The organism is Arthrobacter sp. TmtSoilC48, assembly GCF_059739425.1.
The window spans coordinates 3,094,968-3,114,949 of record NZ_AP046049.1; the positions used below are offsets into that span (position 1 = coordinate 3,094,968).

The 19,982-nt window shown below is 58.9% G+C and carries 12 protein-coding genes; 6 read left to right on the forward strand and 6 right to left on the reverse strand.

The features are described 5' to 3' along the window. Positions 1-970: 970 nt before the first annotated feature. The 3 genes from AC6I97_RS14440 to AC6I97_RS14450 are packed head-to-tail and all read left to right on the forward strand — an operon-like array spanning position 971 to position 8,956. The gene (locus AC6I97_RS14440; RefSeq protein ID WP_497945251.1) at positions 971-1,726 is read left to right on the forward strand and encodes a hypothetical protein; all 756 of its coding nucleotides are present in this window, start codon (positions 971-973) and stop codon (positions 1,724-1,726) included. Next, positions 1,723-8,163, forward strand: a complete 6,441-nt coding sequence (locus tag AC6I97_RS14445; RefSeq protein WP_497945252.1) for an ATP-binding protein — start codon at positions 1,723-1,725, stop codon at positions 8,161-8,163. The genes AC6I97_RS14440 and AC6I97_RS14445 overlap by 4 nt, the downstream gene beginning before the upstream one ends. Then, entirely contained in the window at positions 8,153-8,956 is an 804-nt protein-coding gene (locus AC6I97_RS14450; RefSeq protein WP_224089904.1) for a hypothetical protein, read from the forward strand. Before AC6I97_RS14445 ends, AC6I97_RS14450 begins: the two co-directional genes overlap by 11 nt. A 234-nt stretch (positions 8,957-9,190) precedes the next feature. On the opposite strand, the gene AC6I97_RS14455 is transcribed toward AC6I97_RS14450, so the two are convergent. Further along, positions 9,191-9,961: a hypothetical protein gene (locus tag AC6I97_RS14455; RefSeq protein ID WP_497945253.1), complete on the reverse strand. Its 771-nt coding sequence runs from the start codon at positions 9,959-9,961 to the stop codon at positions 9,191-9,193. Between the two features lie 1,646 nt (positions 9,962-11,607). Between AC6I97_RS14455 and AC6I97_RS14460 the strand changes: the two genes are divergently transcribed. Beyond that, a complete protein-coding gene (locus AC6I97_RS14460; RefSeq protein ID WP_224089902.1) occupies positions 11,608-12,639 on the forward strand; it encodes a DUF4192 domain-containing protein in 1,032 nt (343 codons plus the stop codon). A gap of 609 nt (positions 12,640-13,248) precedes the next feature. Here AC6I97_RS14460 and AC6I97_RS14465 read toward each other — a convergent pair. The 5 genes from AC6I97_RS14465 to AC6I97_RS14485 all read right to left on the reverse strand — a co-directional run bounded on the left by AC6I97_RS14465 (position 13,249) and on the right by AC6I97_RS14485 (position 17,639). Then, the gene (locus AC6I97_RS14465) at positions 13,249-13,560 is read right to left on the reverse strand and encodes a hypothetical protein (protein ID WP_224089901.1); all 312 of its coding nucleotides are present in this window, start codon (positions 13,558-13,560) and stop codon (positions 13,249-13,251) included. A 541-nt stretch (positions 13,561-14,101) separates the two neighbouring features. Continuing rightward, entirely contained in the window at positions 14,102-15,541 is a 1,440-nt protein-coding gene (locus tag AC6I97_RS14470) for a carboxylesterase family protein (RefSeq protein ID WP_497945254.1), read from the reverse strand. A gap of 21 nt (positions 15,542-15,562) precedes the next feature. Further along, on the reverse strand, positions 15,563-16,900 hold the full coding sequence (locus AC6I97_RS14475) for a replication-associated recombination protein A (RefSeq protein ID WP_497945255.1): 1,338 nt from the start codon (positions 16,898-16,900) through the stop codon (positions 15,563-15,565). Beyond that, a complete protein-coding gene (locus tag AC6I97_RS14480; RefSeq protein ID WP_497945256.1) occupies positions 16,897-17,256 on the reverse strand; it encodes an MmcQ/YjbR family DNA-binding protein in 360 nt (119 codons plus the stop codon). The genes AC6I97_RS14475 and AC6I97_RS14480 overlap by 4 nt, the downstream gene beginning before the upstream one ends. Further along, entirely contained in the window at positions 17,253-17,639 is a 387-nt protein-coding gene (locus AC6I97_RS14485; RefSeq protein WP_224089898.1) for an MmcQ/YjbR family DNA-binding protein, read from the reverse strand. Before AC6I97_RS14485 ends, AC6I97_RS14480 begins: the two co-directional genes overlap by 4 nt. A gap of 78 nt (positions 17,640-17,717) precedes the next feature. Here AC6I97_RS14485 and AC6I97_RS14490 point away from each other — a divergent pair, with 78 nt between their 5' ends. Then, the gene (locus AC6I97_RS14490; RefSeq protein ID WP_224089897.1) at positions 17,718-18,305 is read left to right on the forward strand and encodes a TetR/AcrR family transcriptional regulator; all 588 of its coding nucleotides are present in this window, start codon (positions 17,718-17,720) and stop codon (positions 18,303-18,305) included. Positions 18,306-18,369: 64 nt separating this feature from the next. Next, positions 18,370-19,281 (forward strand): zinc-binding dehydrogenase, encoded by a 912-nt coding sequence (locus AC6I97_RS14495; protein ID WP_497945257.1) that lies wholly within the window; start codon positions 18,370-18,372, stop codon positions 19,279-19,281. The last annotated feature ends 701 nt before the right edge of the window (positions 19,282-19,982 follow it).

Consider the following 19,982-nt stretch of genomic DNA (forward strand, 5'->3'; position numbering starts at 1 on the left):
TGTCGATGAGTTCATCGTTAGTAGCCGAATTCGTAGAGGGCCCCCTAAAGTGGCTTAAGTCGATAGTTGCCAGGATCATTGACTGCCGTCTCGAGCGAAGATTCGCAAACAATGAGGCGGACCTTTCGCCAACTGAGACAGCCCTCCTAGTAACACACGTGGGGCTTAGCCACGTTTACGGGATTGCAGACTCCGACACAGCCGTACAGGACTATTTACCTGAACAAGTAGTTGTCACATTGAATTCCGAGCCTTGGCGAGTTGGTCATTTCCCAGCGGCGCATGCGCCGTCTTTTGAAAATCTTTGGGCGTGTTTGTACCGGCTGGGCCTCGACACTGAAACAGCACGTGTCGAAGTGGCAAAAGCGCTTTGAACTCGCAGCTGGGACGTCGAATGCAAGGAGAAACCCTTCATCGGCTTGATCCAGACTCGGTGGATCGAAATGTTCTCACCTACTTAGAAAAGAACCAACTTACGCCATCTAACCTTGCGTCCTTGGGCTCTTTCACCTGGGGCCGGACGCTATGTCCGGCAGTAAGGCGTCGCCTGGAATAGTCGACCGGGTGTCGTGGTTATCTGGCACCAGCGGACGTAGATGAATAGCTCGCCTGCTGCGCGTCGGCCGCTGCCCTGAGCGGTCGCTGCTGGAGGCAGACGCCTGGCGGCCACGGAAGCGCTGGGACGCACAGGTGTATAGAAGCCGAACACGAGGAGCAATGTTGCTCAAGGAAACTCGAGCCAATTACTTCCAGCCTTGCAGTTTCCGGTTCCTCGAAGGGATGCGCAGCGAGGCCGCAACATGCATCGGCGGTGCCGCCTTTCTAATATGATCGCCTGATGGAAATCGTGGGGGAATCTGCGCACAGGGTTCTGACGTACGTCGAGGCCGTCCGGCGGCAGGGGCATACTTTGCGCCAGGCTGAGTTCGAGGCCTACGCCGCTGGGTGGCAACCAAAAATCACAAAGCCCATGGATTGGTCTTCTTTACGGCTACTTAGCGAGATGGATGAGGAAACTGCTGAGTCCGTCCTTGGAAGGAGACGGGTTGTTGAACCCATGCTGGATTTCATGGTGCGTGTCCGCTGGATGACCCTCAGGGCTGGGGAAGTAGACATTACACCGCTGGGACGAGCGGTGCTGCGGGAAGCCAACGCGCCCCTGCCGGAGTCCGATACGGGGTCGACAGTCGAAGTCGTCATTGATCCAAAAGATCCGTTTGCCTATGCACAATTGATGTCGAAGATCACCAGCCTTAATTCATGCATGGTCATCGACCCCTACCTTGATGTGGATCAGTTACTGACGCTGGCCAACTTCAATACTGTCACCCGCCTCTTGACTGGAACCTCAAAACTAAAGCAGATTGCACCTGTGTTTGCGCTGCTGCACGAAAAGGTGCCCCACCTCGCACTACGGTCTCTCAAGCAAAGCGAGCTTCACGATCGCTTCATCATCCCAGAGCGGGGAAGCGTCTACATGCTGGGCTCGAGCCTGAACTCCATCACCAAACGATTTGGCGTGGCTACGACCCTTGAAGCCTCTTCGTCGAAGTTGACCTCAAGGCACTACAGCACGTTGTGGGAGAAAGCAGATCCACTGCCCCAGAAAGAGGATGAGAAGATCAACCGAAAAGCCGACCAACCGAAGGAAGAAGATTCCAACCGATCCATCGGAGAGCTGTCCGAGCACTCGGAGCACTCGGAGCACTCGGAGCACTCGGAATGAGCGAACCTGATCTGCTTCGTCCGAGCCGGGACGGCGACCAATTTCACTACGCTTGGGCGGCGCGTCAGTCATTACGACTACTCGACGCAACATCTGGACTTGATTCACTGTTTGTCGAAGCAGTTGATCCCAGCGAGCAGCCCGATGTGTCCCATTCAGACGATTTGTCTGACGACGAGCAGACTCGCACGGGTGATGAGGTCATCGACTTGGCGGAGTATTGGGGCTCAAGCGATATTGCATACACGACCAAGGTTGTCTATAGACAGTTCAAGCATTCCACTCGCTACGCGAACGACCCGTGGACGCTTTCGTTCCTGACAAAGACGTTAATTGGCTTCGCACGCAAATACAACACTTTGAAGACCAAAAACCCGGCCGTACTCAATTGTGTATATTTCGAATTCATCAGTAACCGACCACCCGCAGACTCCGCCCTAAAGGCACTCAGCGACCTCCAGAACGGAAACCTCTCGCCGGCAACCAAGAGTATCCGAGAGCGGCTCTCGAAAATCATTTCCACGGAGGACCTCCGGCTCCTATGCGAACGGCTCATGGTCGATGAGCGAGCACCATCCCTCCTCAAACTCCGTCATCTTCTGGACCTGGATGTCGCAGATTTACTCCCCGGGGCACCGGGCGAACAGGCTCTTCTGCTGCGGGAAATGATTTCCAGTCGGGCGACGTCAGTCGCTGGCGACAATCCCATGGTGCGTCGCGCCGATGTGCTCGCCTCTCTTAAAACTTCTGAAGACCTGCTGCTTCCTGCGCCCAATTTGATTGAAGCCCCAAAGCGCTCAATCGATAGGCACCAGTTTGGCGAGATCGCCGCAAAGGTTTGTGAGTCTTCCACTGCCCCAACTCTTGTTCATGGCCCGGGCGGTGTTGGCAAAAGTGTTCTAGCCAGCACGTTGAAGGACAACTTACCCGAAGGCTCAGTCACCATAGTGTTCGACTGCTTCGGTAATGGCTCGTACCGGCGGCCTAGCGCACCGCGCCACCGCTCTAAGCAAGGCTTTGTTCAACTGGTTAACGAACTTGCAGCGCACGCGCTATGCGATCCCCTTATTCCGTCCTCCACTGCGGACGATGCCGATTATGCCCTTACCTTCCATAGGAGACTTAGCAAGGCGGCTGAGATGGTCGCCGCCACAGATACAGACGCACTTTTGGCAATTATCGTAGATGCCGCAGACAACGCGGCCATGATCGCCGATGAGATGGGGGAACGATCGTTTGTTGGCGGCCTTCTTCGAGAGCCGCTTCCCCAGAATGTGAGGCTAGTAGTCACTTGTCGGACAGAGCGGATTGACCTGCTCGGACTTCCCGTCGGCTACCAGGACGTTCCGCTTTCAGGTTTCGACCTCGCAGAAACACGGGCCCATCTTAAGACGGTCTATCCAGATGTCTCGTCCACTGACGCGTCTGAGTTTCACAACAGGACGAGTAGTAACCCTCGGGTACAAGCCGCGGTCCTGGATGCCACCAACGACATCAAAGAAGCCCTGACTTGGCTGGCACCAAATCCAGGTTCCCCCGGGCAAGCACTGGATGCTTTCATCGAGCGCCAAGTTGCCGAAATCCGCGATCGACAACACGGATCGGCCCCGGAGATCGACGCGATCTGCACCGGCCTTGCTGCACTGCGCCCGATGATCCCCATTCGCGTCTTGGCCGAACTCGCGAAGGTTCACCCGTCAGTGGTGTTGAGCTTCGTCGCAGACCTTGGACGCCCGCTCCTAATTGACGGCGACACAGTACAGTTCCGGGATGAACCGACCGAAACTTGGTTCCGAAATCATTTCCGGCCCGCTGGAGCGAGTCTGGATGAATTTATAGAGCGCCTTTCGCCCATTGCCGAAAAGGATGCCTATGTAGCTACTTCGCTCCCGGCGCTGCTCTTCGAAGCCAACCGATTCGACGATCTTGTGCAGCTCGCACTTTCCGATGATCTGCTTCCTGACAACGCACTCCCACGTTCACAACGGAACGAGGTCCAGCGGCGTGAGATAGCACAGCAGCGCACACACTTCGCCCTGTCGGCCGCTTTACGGGCGGACCGGCACTTTGAAGCCGCCCAACTCGCTCTGCGCCTGGGGGCACTGACGGCCGGACGTACCCGCCGCCTCGACCTAATACGAGAAAACACCGACCTGGCGGCACGCTTCCTCGACCCGAGCGTGCTCGAACATCTCATTGCTACCCGAAGCATCGCGGCTAAGTGGCCTAACTCTAACCTTCCAATTGAAGGCGCTCTGCTGGCAGGTGCCGCGGGCCAAAGCGACCAAGCACGAAACCGACTCCGGAGCGCGATGTCTTGGATGTATGTCTGGGTGGGCCAGGCCCGGCGGAATAACAACCCGTCAGATCTGAATGACCTGGATTTTCTGCAGATCGCTTGGGGGCTGCTGAACACTGACGGACCTGCGGCATGTACTCGTTTCCTACGGGGCTGGCGTCCTCGTGCCCTCGCCTTCGACGTTGGAGTAGATATCGCACGTCGGTTGCTCGATGCCGGTAGAGATGCAGACTTTATGGAGTTTGCCCGCTGCTCCAAAGGCAAGTACCTCAAGTTTGCCATTGCCCACGCCGCGTCGGAACGGGATTTGGAGTTGGACGCAGACATCGTGGCGCACCTTCTTCAACCAGTTCTGAAACAGGATCAAAAGCCGCAACTTAGCCGAAGCAACGACCTTAACCGCAGAAACCGCTCAGGCGACCCGATTCACAGCGGCCTGACGGCCGCGAGTTGGCTGATCAACCAGGCAGTATCCCTCGAAGTTCTCACTGCGGACAAAGCCGCACAGCTCTTGCGGTTGTACCTTCCACAAAACCTCGGGCACCTGAGTGGCTCCTGGTACGACTCTGACGTCTGGTTTCCCATCCTCGGGCTCACACTTTGCGCCCGACTTGAGGGCCGTTCCGTCGATGCCACCGACTTCCAGGGTCCACGAATCCGGGAAGCTAAAGAACGCGAGAAGTACGAGTCCTCCCGTGAACTGCGGACGTACCGTGAGAAAGTTGAACCGCTGACTTCCTGGGCCGTGGCATGGTTGGACCTTCTGGGCAATCCCGGCCCTGAAAACAAGGCCGGATTCTCCCAACGAATATCCGAGTTCTTGCGGCAGGAACCACCTGAATGGCGTGAAGAACGGGTCGACCAGACCAAGATCAACAACGTCTTCACCCTCATCGGGCGCGCACTTGCACGCTTTCCCGATATCGCCGACCACGCGCAACTCCTAAAGTTCCAGGCCGCAAATGACGATGTGATCGCGAGGAGTTCTCTGACGAACGTCGTTCGACAGACCGCCACGAATCCCCTGACCCAAAGGCTCTCATCCGACCTTGCCAAGCGCTGCCATCAGGAAGTGGCCGCTGCCCGGGAGGACGCCAGCGAACTTGCCGCCGATTTCGTCCAACTTTCCCGCGCCACATATCGTATCTCGCCCGACGAAGCGGTTGTTCATTTCCAAGCAGCGTTAGAAATAACGAATGCCATTGGCGATGACGCTTGGAGCCGATGGGAGACGTTCCTGGCAATTGCAAACCAGGCGGGGCAAAGCACAACCAATCAAACCGGTAGAGCCTACAGGCTATGCCAGATAGCAGAACGCCTCGAACCCTACCTCGGGGATTACCTCTCCCACTCCGACGTGCTTGCCACAGCTAGCCGTCTTTCCCTGCCGGAAGCCCTCGCGGCTGGCTCGCGTTGGAGGGACAGGCGCACGGCTTCCATCCGCGACTTGGCCAATGCGATCCTGGCCAGCTCTGATCTCCTACTGGAAAAGGACCCTACTGCCGCTCTAAGTTTCCTTCCCCTCGGAGACCGCTTCCCAGACAACCATGCACTGGCCTCAGCGCTTGCGACCAAACTTCCGGACGCAACCTCCGCGGTAATCGCTTATCTCCAATTCCGACGTCCCACACCGCTTACCCCGGCCGAACAAAAAGATCTTCTTGAACTGACAGGCGTCACGCAAAGAGCAGTTGAACAGAATGACGCCTCACTGCTTCGCACATCGGAGGCTGTAACCAGCGCGTTCGCTTCCGACGAAAGGCCCAAGAAGGACTGGGAGGACTATAAGAACTTCGATCTCACAACGGTGGACGGATGGGCTAAAGCACTTGACCGCTCGGTAGCAGGCAACCGGTCAACAGACTTGTTCGACTACATCGCTGCTATGGATACTGTATCCGCTGGAGTCCTACAAGCATTCAAGGAGTGTCCCTCCGTCAGCTTCTGGGACCTCAGCCGCCTGCTGGATGCACTAGGCAACCATCCACTTTCGATGGCTGCTGAAGCCGCGCTTGATCAGGTCCTCATTGCTCAAATTCCTCGATTTGCGCCCGATATACTCCTCGTTTCCTGGCGTGCTTTCAACTACGAGAACGCGCGTACCTTAACAAACAGCGACACTACCTATGAAGTCATTGCCAGTCGTGCACTGGCCGAGCAGGCGTCTTTCACAACGGATCAGGCTTACGCGCTTGCCTCGAACCTCGGCCGGAGGCTCCCCGTGGACGAGGCCCTCCAACTTTTCGACCTCGCCTCTTCGTCCTTCAAGGACGCTGCGCCCCTGAACAGCCATGACGGCCATCACAGCAACGGAATGACAGAAAGTTGGGAGACTGAACCGGCACTGGCATCTGTAATTTGGACAGCTCTGGGTGACCCGGCAGGAAAGACGCGATGGCAAGCTGCTCACAGCGTTCGCCTTGCTCTTACGCTCGGTCATGCCGGCTTGATATCACGCTTGGTCGATCTCGCCTGCGAACGGATTGTGCCGACTCCTTTCCTCGACTCACGACTCGATTTTTACCAAAAGCATGCTGTCCAATGGCTGCTCATAGGCATCAACCGGGCGACCGTCGAACCTACAGGTCTCGCAGCTGCAACCGTCTGCGAGCATCTATTGAAAAGGACCGCACTAGGAATTCCGCATGCGGTTAACACGCCGCTTGCGCGTGATAGTCTGCTCCGTCTCCACACCGCTGGCCATATCACCCTCAGTTCCGAGGAAAAGCAAGGCATTGAACAAGCCGGCAAGCCTATGGGCCACGCACGCCACTCCTGGAAGGATGAACTCAACGACGACGTCTCGCTGGCGGATATCGCGGCCCCATGCATCAGACCAAGGGACACCGCTTCAACCCAACCAAAAAGCAGGTTCGCCAAGCCCAAGCAGATCGGCTCACAACTCCTCAAAATCAACCAGGCTGGGGACGACCAGCCAATTGTTCCCGAACTCGGTGACCCGGCTGAGGAAGAGCGGTTCAGGTTCTTTTTCGACTTCCGCCGGTACTGGTGCAAGTCCCTCGGCGACGCTTTCGGCATCACTGAAAAATCAGTTGAACTGATTGTCGCCGAAGTGTTGATCGACCGTTGGGCGATTTCATCAAGGGGGCGTGTCGAAGACGACATCCGTCACACTCTCAAACTGTATCCCCGGAATAGTTATGCCAGCCGCGGCGAATGGCCTGAAGAAGAGGACCTGGACTTCTACCTCGCCGTTCAGGGGCTGTATGAAGTTGCGGGGCTCCTCCTGCGTAGCCGCCCCGTCATCCTAAGGTACGACGAGGACGATGAGGCCGGGGAGTCTGAATTTACGCGATTCCTCAAATGGCACACTCTCACGCGTGATGACGGCCGCTGGTTATCCGATCGGCGAGATCCGTCTCCACCGAACGCTCGAATAGATCGAGACGATCCGATGGGACTCGGGACAGCGAGCTACGGCCCAACTTGGGCTAACCAGATTGAGTCCCACAGATTCAAGGAGGAGCTATTTCCTTCGCCTGATCAAGTCGTCGTTTCAGGGTTCCGGAGTGCGGACCACTACTCACGGAACGAGCGCGTAAGTATGCATTCGGCTCTCGTCACCCCAACCACGGCCCCCGCTTTGCTTAGGGCGCTTCAGACGTCTCCAGACAAGCATGCCTACCGAATCCCCGACACCGGCGACGACACTTTCAGCTCGACGGTCCCTGGGTTTGAGCTGACCGGGTGGATCGAAGATCACGGCGTTGATTACGGGCTTGACCGCCTGGACCCATATGCACGGTCAATCGACTTTCCACCAGTCAGGCCCAGCACATCGTTCACACCCATCAATCTTCTGGTTCCTGACCCTGATTTAAGGCATTGGTACGACGGTAATCAGATTGTCGCGACCTCAACCGTGTGGGACGACCATGCCGATAAACGACAAACCACGGGTTCCATCGGGCACAGTATCGTGTTCAATCGTTCCTGGTTGGCAGGGATGCTCCGTGAACTTGATCGTTGGCTCATCTTGGAGGTTGAGATTCAACGGCGCTCGGAGGACATCTCGCGTAGCCGTTCTGAAAATCCTGACGACGAAGAGCTAGGCTTTCCCTCCCCTTACACGAAGTACTTCCTAATCGACACGGCAGGAGAGGTACATGAGTCCTGACACCGACAACGTCCTACAGCTTGGCCGGGACTTGGCTGAGGCCCTTAATCCCAGCGATATTGTTGGCCGGTGGATGTCACATCACCTGGCTGAGCTCATCAACCGTTGCCGCGAAGACCCGGACGACGAGCAACTAGCTGCAACAACGCGAGAGGTCGTACTCAAACTCTGGGAACACAAATCCGGCGCGCCCTGGAAAGGTGAGCCATACGCGTATTTGCGGCCGGTTATGCGAGCGATCGAAAGGCTCGACCCAAGCCCCGCCCCTTGGGCGTACTACCGCCCGTTTGACGAGCATTCACCGAGTGTCAAGGCCATGACAACATACCCTCTTCTGCCCGTAGCCTGCGAAATCGATTCCGAGGTTGGGAACCTGATTCGTTTAGTAGTTGCGCACACCGCCAGGGATGCTATCTCATGTGAAGAGCCATGGGTCATAGCCGGCATAACCACTGCCAAAACAGAGGAAGACCGTGTGGTAAGTGCTCTTGAGCAGCTCATACATCGCTATAGCGGCCGCGGAGAGTCAGCTCCCGACGAACCGCTCGCAGTGGATTTCGAAACGGTTTCACTCAAAACAACTTCAGGAACGGCAAATGACGAAAGTTCCAGTACGGCTGAGACGGATGACACTGAAGGGGTCGAGACCATAGATGACCCTGAAACTACAGAGCCTCTAACAATGGCAGTTCAAGCTGCCGTAATGCGCTGCCGGGCACTTCTCGACAAGTTATCCGCTATGTCCGGAAACGGTACCGAAGAGAACGCAAACAACACCGACAAAATAGGCTAGCCAGCGCCATCAAACGTGTCCTCTAGCCAAGTCGTATTTGAAGACCAAGCAGCCGATAACTTTTAAGCTAGGACCCTTCGGTGTTGGATGGGCAGCGGTGTGGAACTGCAGAACCCAAAAAATTGGGGAAAGTAGCCCGTAGGTCAGGGTAGCTAGGCGGCGAGCAAAGGGGCCTCAGAGCTTCAAATAGGGCCCTCACGGCGGCCGACCCAGCAAAACCCAAGTCATACAGCCTCACGCTCGTGCGTCGGGACGTTTCCAAGACAGCGCGCCAAACCGGAGCGCCAGCGGTCGCAAGCCATTGACGAAATACTCATCCAGGCCGGAAATGCTCTTGTAGCTGTCCACGGCAGCGAGAAGGGCCCCGCGTGCTGTCATCGATACGGGGTCTTGACCTATTGGCTGCTGATAGAAGTCGAAACCCGTTCTTTGTTCGTACGCATAGTAGGGTGAGGCGCTCAGGAAAGTTGGATGTGATACCTGCGTCTCAAGGAGCCACTGCTGGTACATGAACCCAAACTTGTCCAGGTCTGTATCCACCACATGCTTAAGGGCTTGCAGATGGTTGGAGCTGGCCAATCCTTCGTCTTGCTCCTGCATGGCTGCCTCCATTTTCTCGACGCGCTCCGGGTTGTGCTGCCAGCCGCCGCGTTGGGCCTCGATTATCCTTTCGAGGCTTTTGGAGCGCATACGGAGGGCAACTTCAACAAATTCAGCACCCGCTGCCTGTGCCCACCGCAGCCTGATGGCGTGTTCCAGCATCGAACGGATCAGTGGCGCTGCTTCCTCTGAGTAGCCTGCCGCTTCAAGCCTTAGGGCCGCTTCCCCTGTCCTACTCACCCGAACCATCCAACCCCAAGGCAGGGCAACCGCAGTTGCTTCAGCTCCCTCCTGCCGATTCCAGTCAGTCATGATTTTCTTGGACGGCATGGGGGCGCCTTGCCAGAGCGCCACGAAGTCAGCGTAAAGTAGTGCCGCCGTATCCGCTGTTCCGCTCGTTTGCATCTGCATCCTCCTATAAGCGGAACGACTCCAAGAGTCGGCCCGCTGGAATCGTTCGGTTGCCGGTTCTCGGGTTTGCGGGGGACGATCCATGCTCATGTTGCAGGTTCCCTACTTGAGGCGAAGCTCTCCCGCCTGGGAGTCAGGCGTGTTCACTCTCCCGTGCTCGCTCCAGGCATAGACTGTAGAACCGGGCTACCTCGCGGACAAGAGCCTTTGCCTCTTCGAATGATTCCCGGGGAGTTGTTTCCAGAGAGTAGGACGTAGCTAATGGGGCGGTCGGCCAGGCATTAAGGTGCCTTGCCGCTTCGAGAAGGGGCCGCATAACGTCGCTGGCGTACTCAAGAAACTCGGGAGTCCATTCGTGGAAGGTGCTTCACAGACTGTCCGGTCGTTCCCTGCTTGCCTTTTCCAACTCAGCCCATGCCGATGCGACAAGAGGGAGTGCTAGCGGTTCTTCCCGCCCCTCTTCCAAAATTGGGTGTCCCGGAAAATAAGATCTAAGCCAGGCCAACAAAACCTGCGCCACGAAGCCCTCCTCTTGACCTTCAGACGTGCTGCGTCCAGTCTCGACCATTCGTCTACGTTCACCGCTGGGTTCATAAGGACCCGAGGATATTTGGTCCACAGATGCAGGAGAGTTGGAAGAAGGTCAACGTCAAAAGTGCGTCCAGCGTCTACAGTCAAGGTCACCGATTCGATCTCCTTCTCACCCTTGGCACGCTTTCCCGCATTTCGTCCTTTTCCAGATTGCGAGCAAGCGGGCTAGACCACGCGGTGAGTAGAACGTCTTTTCTTTGTTGTTCTTGATGACAAAAAAGAAGGTTGGGCTGCCGACCTTGGAGCCCGAAACCCAACCTTCAACGGAGGAATCCTCTACGGAAGGCGAACCGCCTTTGGTCATGTTCTTGACCTGAACGTGAGCGGTTCGACCCGATAGTGCCCATTCAGACTCAAGACGACCGAACTTCTGCGGCACCAATGGAAGCTGAACATGCGAGTCCAACCCGTAGTCCGACGAGGTTAGAGAATTCACCGACGCGCCCATCTGGAGGAAGTCCTTTAACGCCTCCGCCTCCCCATCGCCCCGTTGTGTTGAGTCAACTTCCGAGTGGCCATAGCCTTTTCGGGTTACAATCTTTCTCCTTTTACACTGGAATTCTTATTCAGAGTACGGTAAGCGAAACGCGCGATCTGGTCAGAACTGGTCGTGTCAACGCTCTCTAATCACAATCGTTTCTAAGAGACTCCGCTGCTTCTGACCGTCCGGGCCGGGCACCCCAGACATCGGCCCCTATCACCATCCGCTGTCCTTGGAAGCCGATAACGGCGCATATGTTCGAACCTTCCACGCACCCATTTCGAGCTGTTCAGCTGAGGACCCAGGCGTAGAACAAAAGCGCTCGGTACCAGCCCAGAGGACTCGTTTCGTGCGAACGAGCACATTAGCAACCCCCAACGACGACGGCGCAGCTCAGCGGATTCGCAGCGTCCGCGTCGCCGCACGATTGACCACTTGTGTGCGCTCCGTCCCCGAAGTCGGCGGGGTCTCGTCATGGTGCAGGGAGCGCCATGCGCCCATGGATAGCTGAAGCCCACAGCAGAACGGGCCCTTCAACAACACCAAGAACGCATGAGGAGACATGACAATGAATGCGCTCACTATCAAGGACCCCGCCGACCTGCTCAGCTTCATCGGCCACACCCTCGGCTTCTGGCCACAAGAAAGCCTCGTCTGCATCACCCTCGACAAAGACAAAGTCGGCGCGACCCTCCGCATCGACCTCCCCAAACAACCAGGGCTGGAGATCCACTTCGCCCGCACCGTCGCCGCCTACCTCACATCCGACGAACGAGCCACCAGCATCGTCTTCGCCCTCTACACGTCAGAAACCCCAGAGCCAGGCGAGGCAAGGCCGCACCGAAGCACCATTGCAACCCTGACCGGAGTCCTGGCACACGAAGGCATCACCATCCGAGACGGCATCTACGTCACCAACACCACCTACTCCCCCTACGACACGATGCCAAGCAACGACATCGCCATCCCGATCAGCAGCACGGAATATTCCCAAGTCAATGCAGAGTTCATCTACCGCGGCAGCATCATCGAACCCACCAACCAAATCACCCTCCCGTCGGCGACCCACCAGCAAGAGCACGCGACCGCCGTCGAACACCATAAACAAACCATCCTCAGCGGACCGCCTGCTGCTGCCACCCACGACGCGCACCAACTCTGGACAAGCATGCTCAGCAACAAGGACTACCCCACCGACCAGGACACCATAAAGCTCATCGCCTACTACCAATTCCCGCACATCCGCGACCGGCTCACGGCCGACATCCCCGGCATCGACGAACCACCCGAACGCATCCTCTTCGCCCAAACCACCCAGGCACCAGACTGGTCACGCATCGAATGGGCCAAACAACTCCTCACCCACGCATACACCCTCACAGCCCCAGAACACGCAGCACCCATCCTCACCACCATCGGCTACATCAACTGGTGGGAAGGCCGAGGATCCAAAGCCCACCAATACCTCCAACTCGCCCTCGACACCGACCCCGGCTACCGCTTCGCAAGACTCACCGACCAAATGCTCGGAGCCGGCATCATCGCCGGCTGGAACACCAACAAAAGCACTGCCTACAAAAACAACTTCGGCATGCCCTGATCACGAGCCCTGCGGTTCGGCACCGGATAGACCGAGTCCAGCGGACGCATGGCCCATGCAGCCAGCTAGGCCGCGTCTTTCTCGGGCGATGCGATAGATGGAGTCTTTGGAGTCTCTGGCACCGTAGACCTCCTCAAGTGCGCGGCGATTTCCACGGTGGTCAGCCCACAGACGGAGTGCGAGAGGACGGTTTCATGGATCCCGTCCAAACGTCGTTTCCGTTTGGGCACGTCACGGCTTCAATGATCCTTGCCTTTATTCAGACAGCCCCGCTACGGCAGCGTCGACGGTGCCATCCCCGAACGCCCGACTACATCGGGGCGCTGTGGTCTCGGGAGCGCTCATCGTCAGCCTTGGTTGGGCACTGTTCTGCGTTTGAGGTCGTGGCGGTTGGTGCTGCCGGTTTTTGGGAGAATGTTGGAGATGTGGGTGCTGACTGCCATTTAGCAGATGACCATGCTTTCGGCGATTTCTTTGTGCGGCTTTCCCGCAATGACGTGCGTGAGGACGTCTTTGTACCGCGCTGTGAGGTCGCTTAGGAGTTCGTCTCCTTCGGGCTGCTTTTGGGGTGGGGCTGTGTGGGGATCCGGGCGAGGTGGGCCAGTTGTTTCAGGCGCAGTGGGTGGGGAGCGTCTGCAGCCTTGTAGACAGTTCGAGGCCACGCTGCAGGACACCGGCAAGAACTGATCGTTTGTTGTGTCCGTGGAGGAGGAGCGCTTCGGCGATTCGATGCCGTGCACAGGCTCCTTCCCACGGCAGAGAGGACGCGTCGCAGGCGTCTGCGTTGTAAGGAGCTGTTGTGGCCCTGCCGAGTTCGGCTTCGTAGAGCGAGGCGAACGCCGCGAATTGGGTCCGGTAGAGCGGGCCTTGTTCGCCCGGTTCGTGCAGAATGGCGGTAAAGCGGTGCTTGAGGTCTGCCACGGCATCCTGCAAGCGGTTTGTAGGCCGTCCAGCGTCCCTGGCTTTTTTGGATCTAGTCGCCGAGAGCGCAGGCGGTCAGTGGAGGGAGCCACTCGCACGTGGCCGGTGGCGCCTTTCATGGCCCATTCTCACGCCGCTTCAGCATGTCCTGCGGTGATGTCTGCTTCTGCATTTATGGCCGCAAAGTTGAGATTCACGAAGGCTTCGGGCACGGCGTCTGGCGACGCAGTTCCGGGGAGACTTCGGCAACATTGACTTCATCATCCATCGCAAAATCGCACGACCTGAACGTGCTTAGTCTAAGAGGAACACGCCGAAACTGAGGCTTTCTACGCGCACATCGAGCCAGCTACGGACTCAAATTCACCAAAGCGTCTGCACCCTCGGTCCAGAATGACCCTGCTGCTGCCATCAGGTAGCAACCGACTGCATCAGCTGTGTCAGGGGGTGCTCTGGGCAGCACTCTGACACTGAGCAATCTCCACCAACCACGCCGGGGGAGCTTAATTCTTGGGTCAGGAGCCATGAAACCTAAGCCAACTTAGGGGCGTTCGATGCCGTCGAAGGTGCGTAGGACGTCGATCGCGTGGGTGGTGGCGTCGTAGGGCATGTTGCCGATGCCCTTCGTGGTGGGTTCAGTCGTTACGGCGCCCCACAGCTCGTTGCTTCGTCCCGCGGCGAGGGCGAGAAGGGTGTCGCGGACGAAGGTGTCGCGTTGGATCTGCTCGTCGCTGGCGCCGCTTTGCGTTTGGCCGACGATGCCGTACATCTCCGTCCCATGTACCGCCTGCGCCCCGTCGACCGATCCCACCGATAGTAGGTGCGCGTTGCCGCCCGCTGCAGCGTGTGCGAGTGCCCCGCGGGCCTGGGGCAGGGTGAAGGAGAAGTTGGTGAGCAGTGCCCCGCGCACCTGGATGGGGGTGCGCCCGTCGACGTCGAAGGCTGCAACGATCTTACGAGCACGGGTGAGCGGGATACGGTTCCGGTGGGCAAATTCTTCGACCAGGCCGTCGATGCTGCCGGGGTCGAAATCATCGGTTCTGTGCAAGACCCACCAGTCGGTTTCATGAGTGGTGCTGCTGAAGAGGATGTCGACGTGTCGGTGTCGTCCGGACTCGAGGACCCGCATGGGGTGATCGACAAGGATGCCGTTGGGCTGGGTCCGGTCATCGACGATGGCGATGGTTTCGTTGTCGACGCCGTGCGGCGCACCGGGGTCTGGCGATAGCGTTTTGCTCATCGTCTCGGCGAGAAGGTGCGCGTCGACGGTGAGGATCTGTTCGGGATCGTCTTTGATGCCAAGTGCGGTGAGGACGGCCAGTGCGCGTTCTTCGGCACCCCAGGCGGGGACTTGGCGTGCGGGCATGCCGGAGAAGGCGGCGAGGTGGTGGTAGAGGCCGTCGGCCGAGGGCGCCGCGAGCAAGGCGAGCGTGTTGAACGCGCCGGCGCTGTGACCGGTAACGGTGACGTTGTTCGGGTCGCCGCCGAAAAGAGCAATATTCTCCCGCACCCATCGCAGCGCGGTGATGATATCCTGCAGGCCGAGGTTCGTGGCTTCCTCCAGTGCACCGCCATATTGGGAGAGAGACAACCATCCGAAAGGGCCGAGCCTATAATTCAGCGACACGCCGACTGCGCGACCGGTCGAGGCGAGTCCGGACGCGTTCGAAGTGGTCTGCGTGTTTGAGCCAAGCACCCATCCGCCGCCGAAGACGTAGACGACCACGGGCAGCAGCTCATCTCCAGCATCGTCGGGTGCCCAGACGTTGAGGTTCAAGCAGTCCTCACTGAAACCGTTATCAGCTTCCAGCCACGAGGTATCCCCGGCCTGAAGCGGTGCAGGGCCTTTCTGATCGTAAGGCAGATTGGGGTCGAAGGGCACCAAGGTGGGCCTGCGAAATCGTTCCGCGGTGGCGTAAGGAATACCCAGCCAGGAACGCACGGCGTGTTCATTCCCAGGGGTGCCAGTGGTTTTAGTCATTTGTGAGTCCTTTCCCAGAGCTCAGTCGGTTTCGGGAGTTATGGAGTTATTGGCGGTAGAAGTGCTCGGATTGGCGTCGCGTTGCTGTGCCCAGAGCTTTAGGCGTTCGGTGATGGAGCGTTCGTACCCGTTGGCGGTGGGTTCGTAAAAGGTCTGCCGGGTCATGCCGTGGGGGAAGTAGTCGGCGCCGGAGAACCCGGTATCGGTGTCGGGATCGTACTGGTAGCCCTTGCCGTAGCCGAGGTCCTTCATCAGCCGGGTCGGAGCGTTGAGTATGTGCGCAGGCGGCATCAGCGACCCGGTGCGTTTAGCTGCAGCGGTTGCCTTGTTGAAGCCGCGGTAGACACCGATGGACTTCGGGGCCGTCGCGAGATACAGCACGGCTTGCGCGATCGCGAGTTCCCCTTCCGGGGAGCCGAGTCGCTCGTATATGTCCCATGCAGCGAGGGCTTGCTGGATGGCGTTCGGGTCGGCCATGCCGATGTCCTCGGTGGCGAACCGGGTGATCCGGCGGGCGATAAACAGCGGGTCCTCACCGCCGTCGAGCATTCGCGCTAGCCAGTACAGGGCGGCGTCCGGGTCCGAGCCTCGCATCGATTTGTGGAGCGCGGAGATGAGGTTGTAGTGGCCCTCTTGCGATTTGTCGTACAACGGTGCGCGTTTCTGCACCGCGGCAGCGAGTGAGGCTGAGTCGACGGGTTCGGCGAGGTGCTGTACCTGCTCGATCATGTTCAGCAGGTATCTTCCGTCTCCGTCTGCCATCGCGATGAGTGCCTGCCGGGCGATTTCGTCCAGTGGCAACGGTGCACCGACAATGTCTTCGGCGCGATTGATGAGGGTGCTGAGCGCTACTTCGTCGAGACGTTTCAGGACGAACACCTGGCATCGGGACAGCAGGGCGCCGTTAAGTTCGAAGCTTGGGTTCTCGGTGGTTGCTCCGACGAGGACGATTGTGCCGTCTTCGACGTAGGGCAGGAACGAGTCCTGTTGGGCGCGGTTGAAGCGGTGAATCTCGTCGACGAAGAGCAGCGTTCCCTGCCCGACCTCTCGCCGACGCTTGGCCGTTTGAAACACCTTCCTAAGATCCGCGACACCCGAGAATGTGGCCGAGAGCGGTTCGAACGCCAGGTTGGTGTCCTCTGCGAGGAGGCGCGCGATAGTCGTCTTCCCGCAGCCAGGAGGGCCCCACAAGATCATCGAAACGAGTCGATGCGCACCGACCATGCGTCCGAGTGGCGCATCCTCTTCAAGAAGATGGTCCTGGCCCACGACGTCGGCCAGGGTACGCGGACGCATCCGATCGGCAAGGGGCCGGGAAGAATCGTCAACGCCGAACAGCGACAGAGGCTGCCCGCTCACGAACGCCGCTCCAAATGCGGGCCCGAGGCGAGATCGTAGGAGTCCTGCACCAACTCCTCGACAAGTCGTGTAGTGACGCCGGGGCCGGGCCCGATTGAGATCCAGTGCTGTTTGTCCAGATAGTGCCCCCGGGTGATCGAGTCGTGGTCGCGGCGGAGCGCGTCGCCCTCGTGCGGATCGACCTTCACCGTAATGATCTGTTGATCCGGGTCATCCTCGGTGACGATCAGGAACACCTTGCCCCGGACCTTCCACACCTCGAGGTGGGGCGTAAACGGCCGACCCCTGCTGACGTCCCCGAGCGCGCCCGCGGTGTCGCGCGCGGTCTGCTGCAACTGCCCACCAGTGAGGGTCACCGGCCGACCTTGCCAAACACGGCAGGGTCCACAGGGCGCTTCGCCCGGGGCAAACTCTCCACTACGAGCAAGTACGACTCGGTCACGAGGTCTTCGACGAATAGCTTCTGAAACTGCCCGTCAGGATGCAAGGTGAGCCAGTGCCGCTTGTTCATGTGGTAGCCGGGGGTAATGGCCTCGTGCTGCTCCCGCAGCAATTCACCGTCGTCCGGCGAAGCCTTCAGAACCACGATCGGCTCCCCCGTCACCTCGGTAAACAGCATAAACACCTTGTCCCGCACCTTGAACACGTCCCAGTCAGGCCCAAACGGATGCTCCAAGACCGCACCCGGGAGTTCCTCGACACGGCCCCTGGCGTACTCCTGCAAGTCTTCGGCCTTCATACGCTCTCCTCCGTCGTGAGCTAGTTTAGAATCAAGGTACGTACCAGTGTACGTACTTTGTCAGATATTGGAGAAGATGTGCGCCTAGGAAAGCCGAACGACCCAGGAAGACGGTCCCGCATCCTGCAGGCCACCCTTGACGTGATCACGGAACATGGTGTGGCCGGGGCGTCGTATCGGGGCATAGCCGCGCACGCCGGGGTGCCGCTGGGGTCAATGACCTACTACTTCCCCACGCTCGAGGGCCTTATCCTAGCGGCGTTGGATTCGACCCGTAGCGACCTCGGACCACGCTACGGGGAACCTTTGCGAGACGCCCGAACCCTGGCCGACATTGTCGACGTGCTTGTCGAGGCCACGATCGGAGCGACGAGTCCGACTCTGGACGAAATCCGCCTGTATGCGGAGATACGGCACTACGGCGCGCGGAACCCGAAGGTGGCCGCGATCCTACAGGCGGTGGAGGACGATTCCGTCGTGATGTTCCACGGTTTGCTCCCGGACAGCACCGCACTCACCGTCAATGCGCTGCTGTGGGGGTGGTGGAGCCATCGCCTTGCACACCCCGACGCAAGGCTCGATGAGGGGGTGGTCCGCCAGGCCTATGAAGCCCTCCTCGCCCTCCCTGCCCTCGATCACCCATTGCCTACGAAGGAGCAATCATGACTGACACGATGCGCGCAATTCGACTCACGGCCCGGTCGACATCGACGGTCTCGCCGTCAGTGACATGCCGATCCCCGGGGTCCGACCTGGGTGGGTTCGTATCAGGGTGATGGCCTTCGGGATCAACGAATCCGAGGCAACCAGCCGGGTAGGCGAATCCGACGCCGACTTCACCTTTCCCCGCATCCTGGGCATAGAAGCCGTCGGCGTGGTCGACGCAGTCGGTGACGGTGTTGATCTCGAACCGGGCCAGAAGGTCGCCACGATGATGGGCGGCCTCGGCCGCTCGATCGACGGCAGCTACGCCGAATACGCCGTCGTTGAACCTGTGAACGTGATCCCGTTCGAGACTTCCCTGCCCTGGGACGTCGTCGGAGCACTTCCGGAGATGCTGCAAACCGCCCACGGCGCGCTCACCACCGCCCTGCAACTGCAACCCGAGCAGAGCATCCTTGTCCACGGCGGGACCTCCACCGTCGGACTAACAGCGATCGCAATCGCTCACCAGCTTGGCGCCACCATCATCGCCACCACCCGCAACCCGGCCAGCCTCGACCTCCTCAAACTCGCCGGCGCCGACCACGCCATCCTCGACAACGCCGCGTTCGCAGACATGGTCCAAGCACTGGCCCCGACAGGACTCGATGCGGCGCTCGAATTCGTCAGCGCCACTGCACTCCCCACTACATTGTCCCTCGTCCGCCCAGCCGGCACGGTCTGCTTCGTCGGCGCACTCACCGGGAAGTGGACGATCCCTGATTTCTCACCATTCAGCATCCCCTCCGGTGTGCGGCTCACCAGCTACTCCGGTACAGCCAGCGACCTCCCGGCCGCCGCACTCGACAGGTACCTCAAGGCGATCGAGATGGAAAGCCTCCACGTCGCCATCGCAAGCACGCACCGCGGACTGGACGGCGTCGCAGACGCGCATCGCGCGCTCACCTCAGGCGGCCAACCAGGAAAGCACGTTATCTAGCGCTAAACGCAGCCGGCAACGATTCCCTAGAAGTACTCGACCTCTGACGTTGGTGCGGTGGTCCGAAGGGACGAATCGGCGCAATCCGGCCAGATGCTGCCATCACACCATCTATCTAAAGGTGCGACCGCGCCAACCTCTACAACGAAAGTCGAAACATGGACCGATCTGGCGGTGTCCGCCGTGGGCGTCCCGGAGTGGAGGCAGTCATATTGTGTCCCTATGCGCTTCATCGTCCTCGCCCTCATTTCAACTGGTGTTGCGATCACGTACATCCAGTGTGGACATTTCAGCCACTTGACGCAGTCAGAAATTAGACTGAAATTTCGTAGCAGCTTGAGCATTTTCACAAGGAAGTAGGTATTGGCACAAGCACGTTGGATATAGGCCACCCCGCAGGGCCATTGCCAGCATTATGTCGATATGTCGAGACGCCAGACCACCAGACTCTCCCCCTGGTGGGCCGTCACCGAGGTTTGCCTTCCGAGCCTCAGGAGCGCCCAGATGGGGCAGTCCATCATCCGGGAGACCCCGAACCACCCCGACACGCTGCGCCTATCGTCACTGCCAGCGGCCACATCAACTATTACCAAAGCCGAGGATCGAAAGCACAAAGGTTCATGAACCTGCCGCTCGACACCGAGCACCAGCTACCGCTTCACACTGCTCAGCAATCAAATGCTCGGCGTCGGCGTCATCGC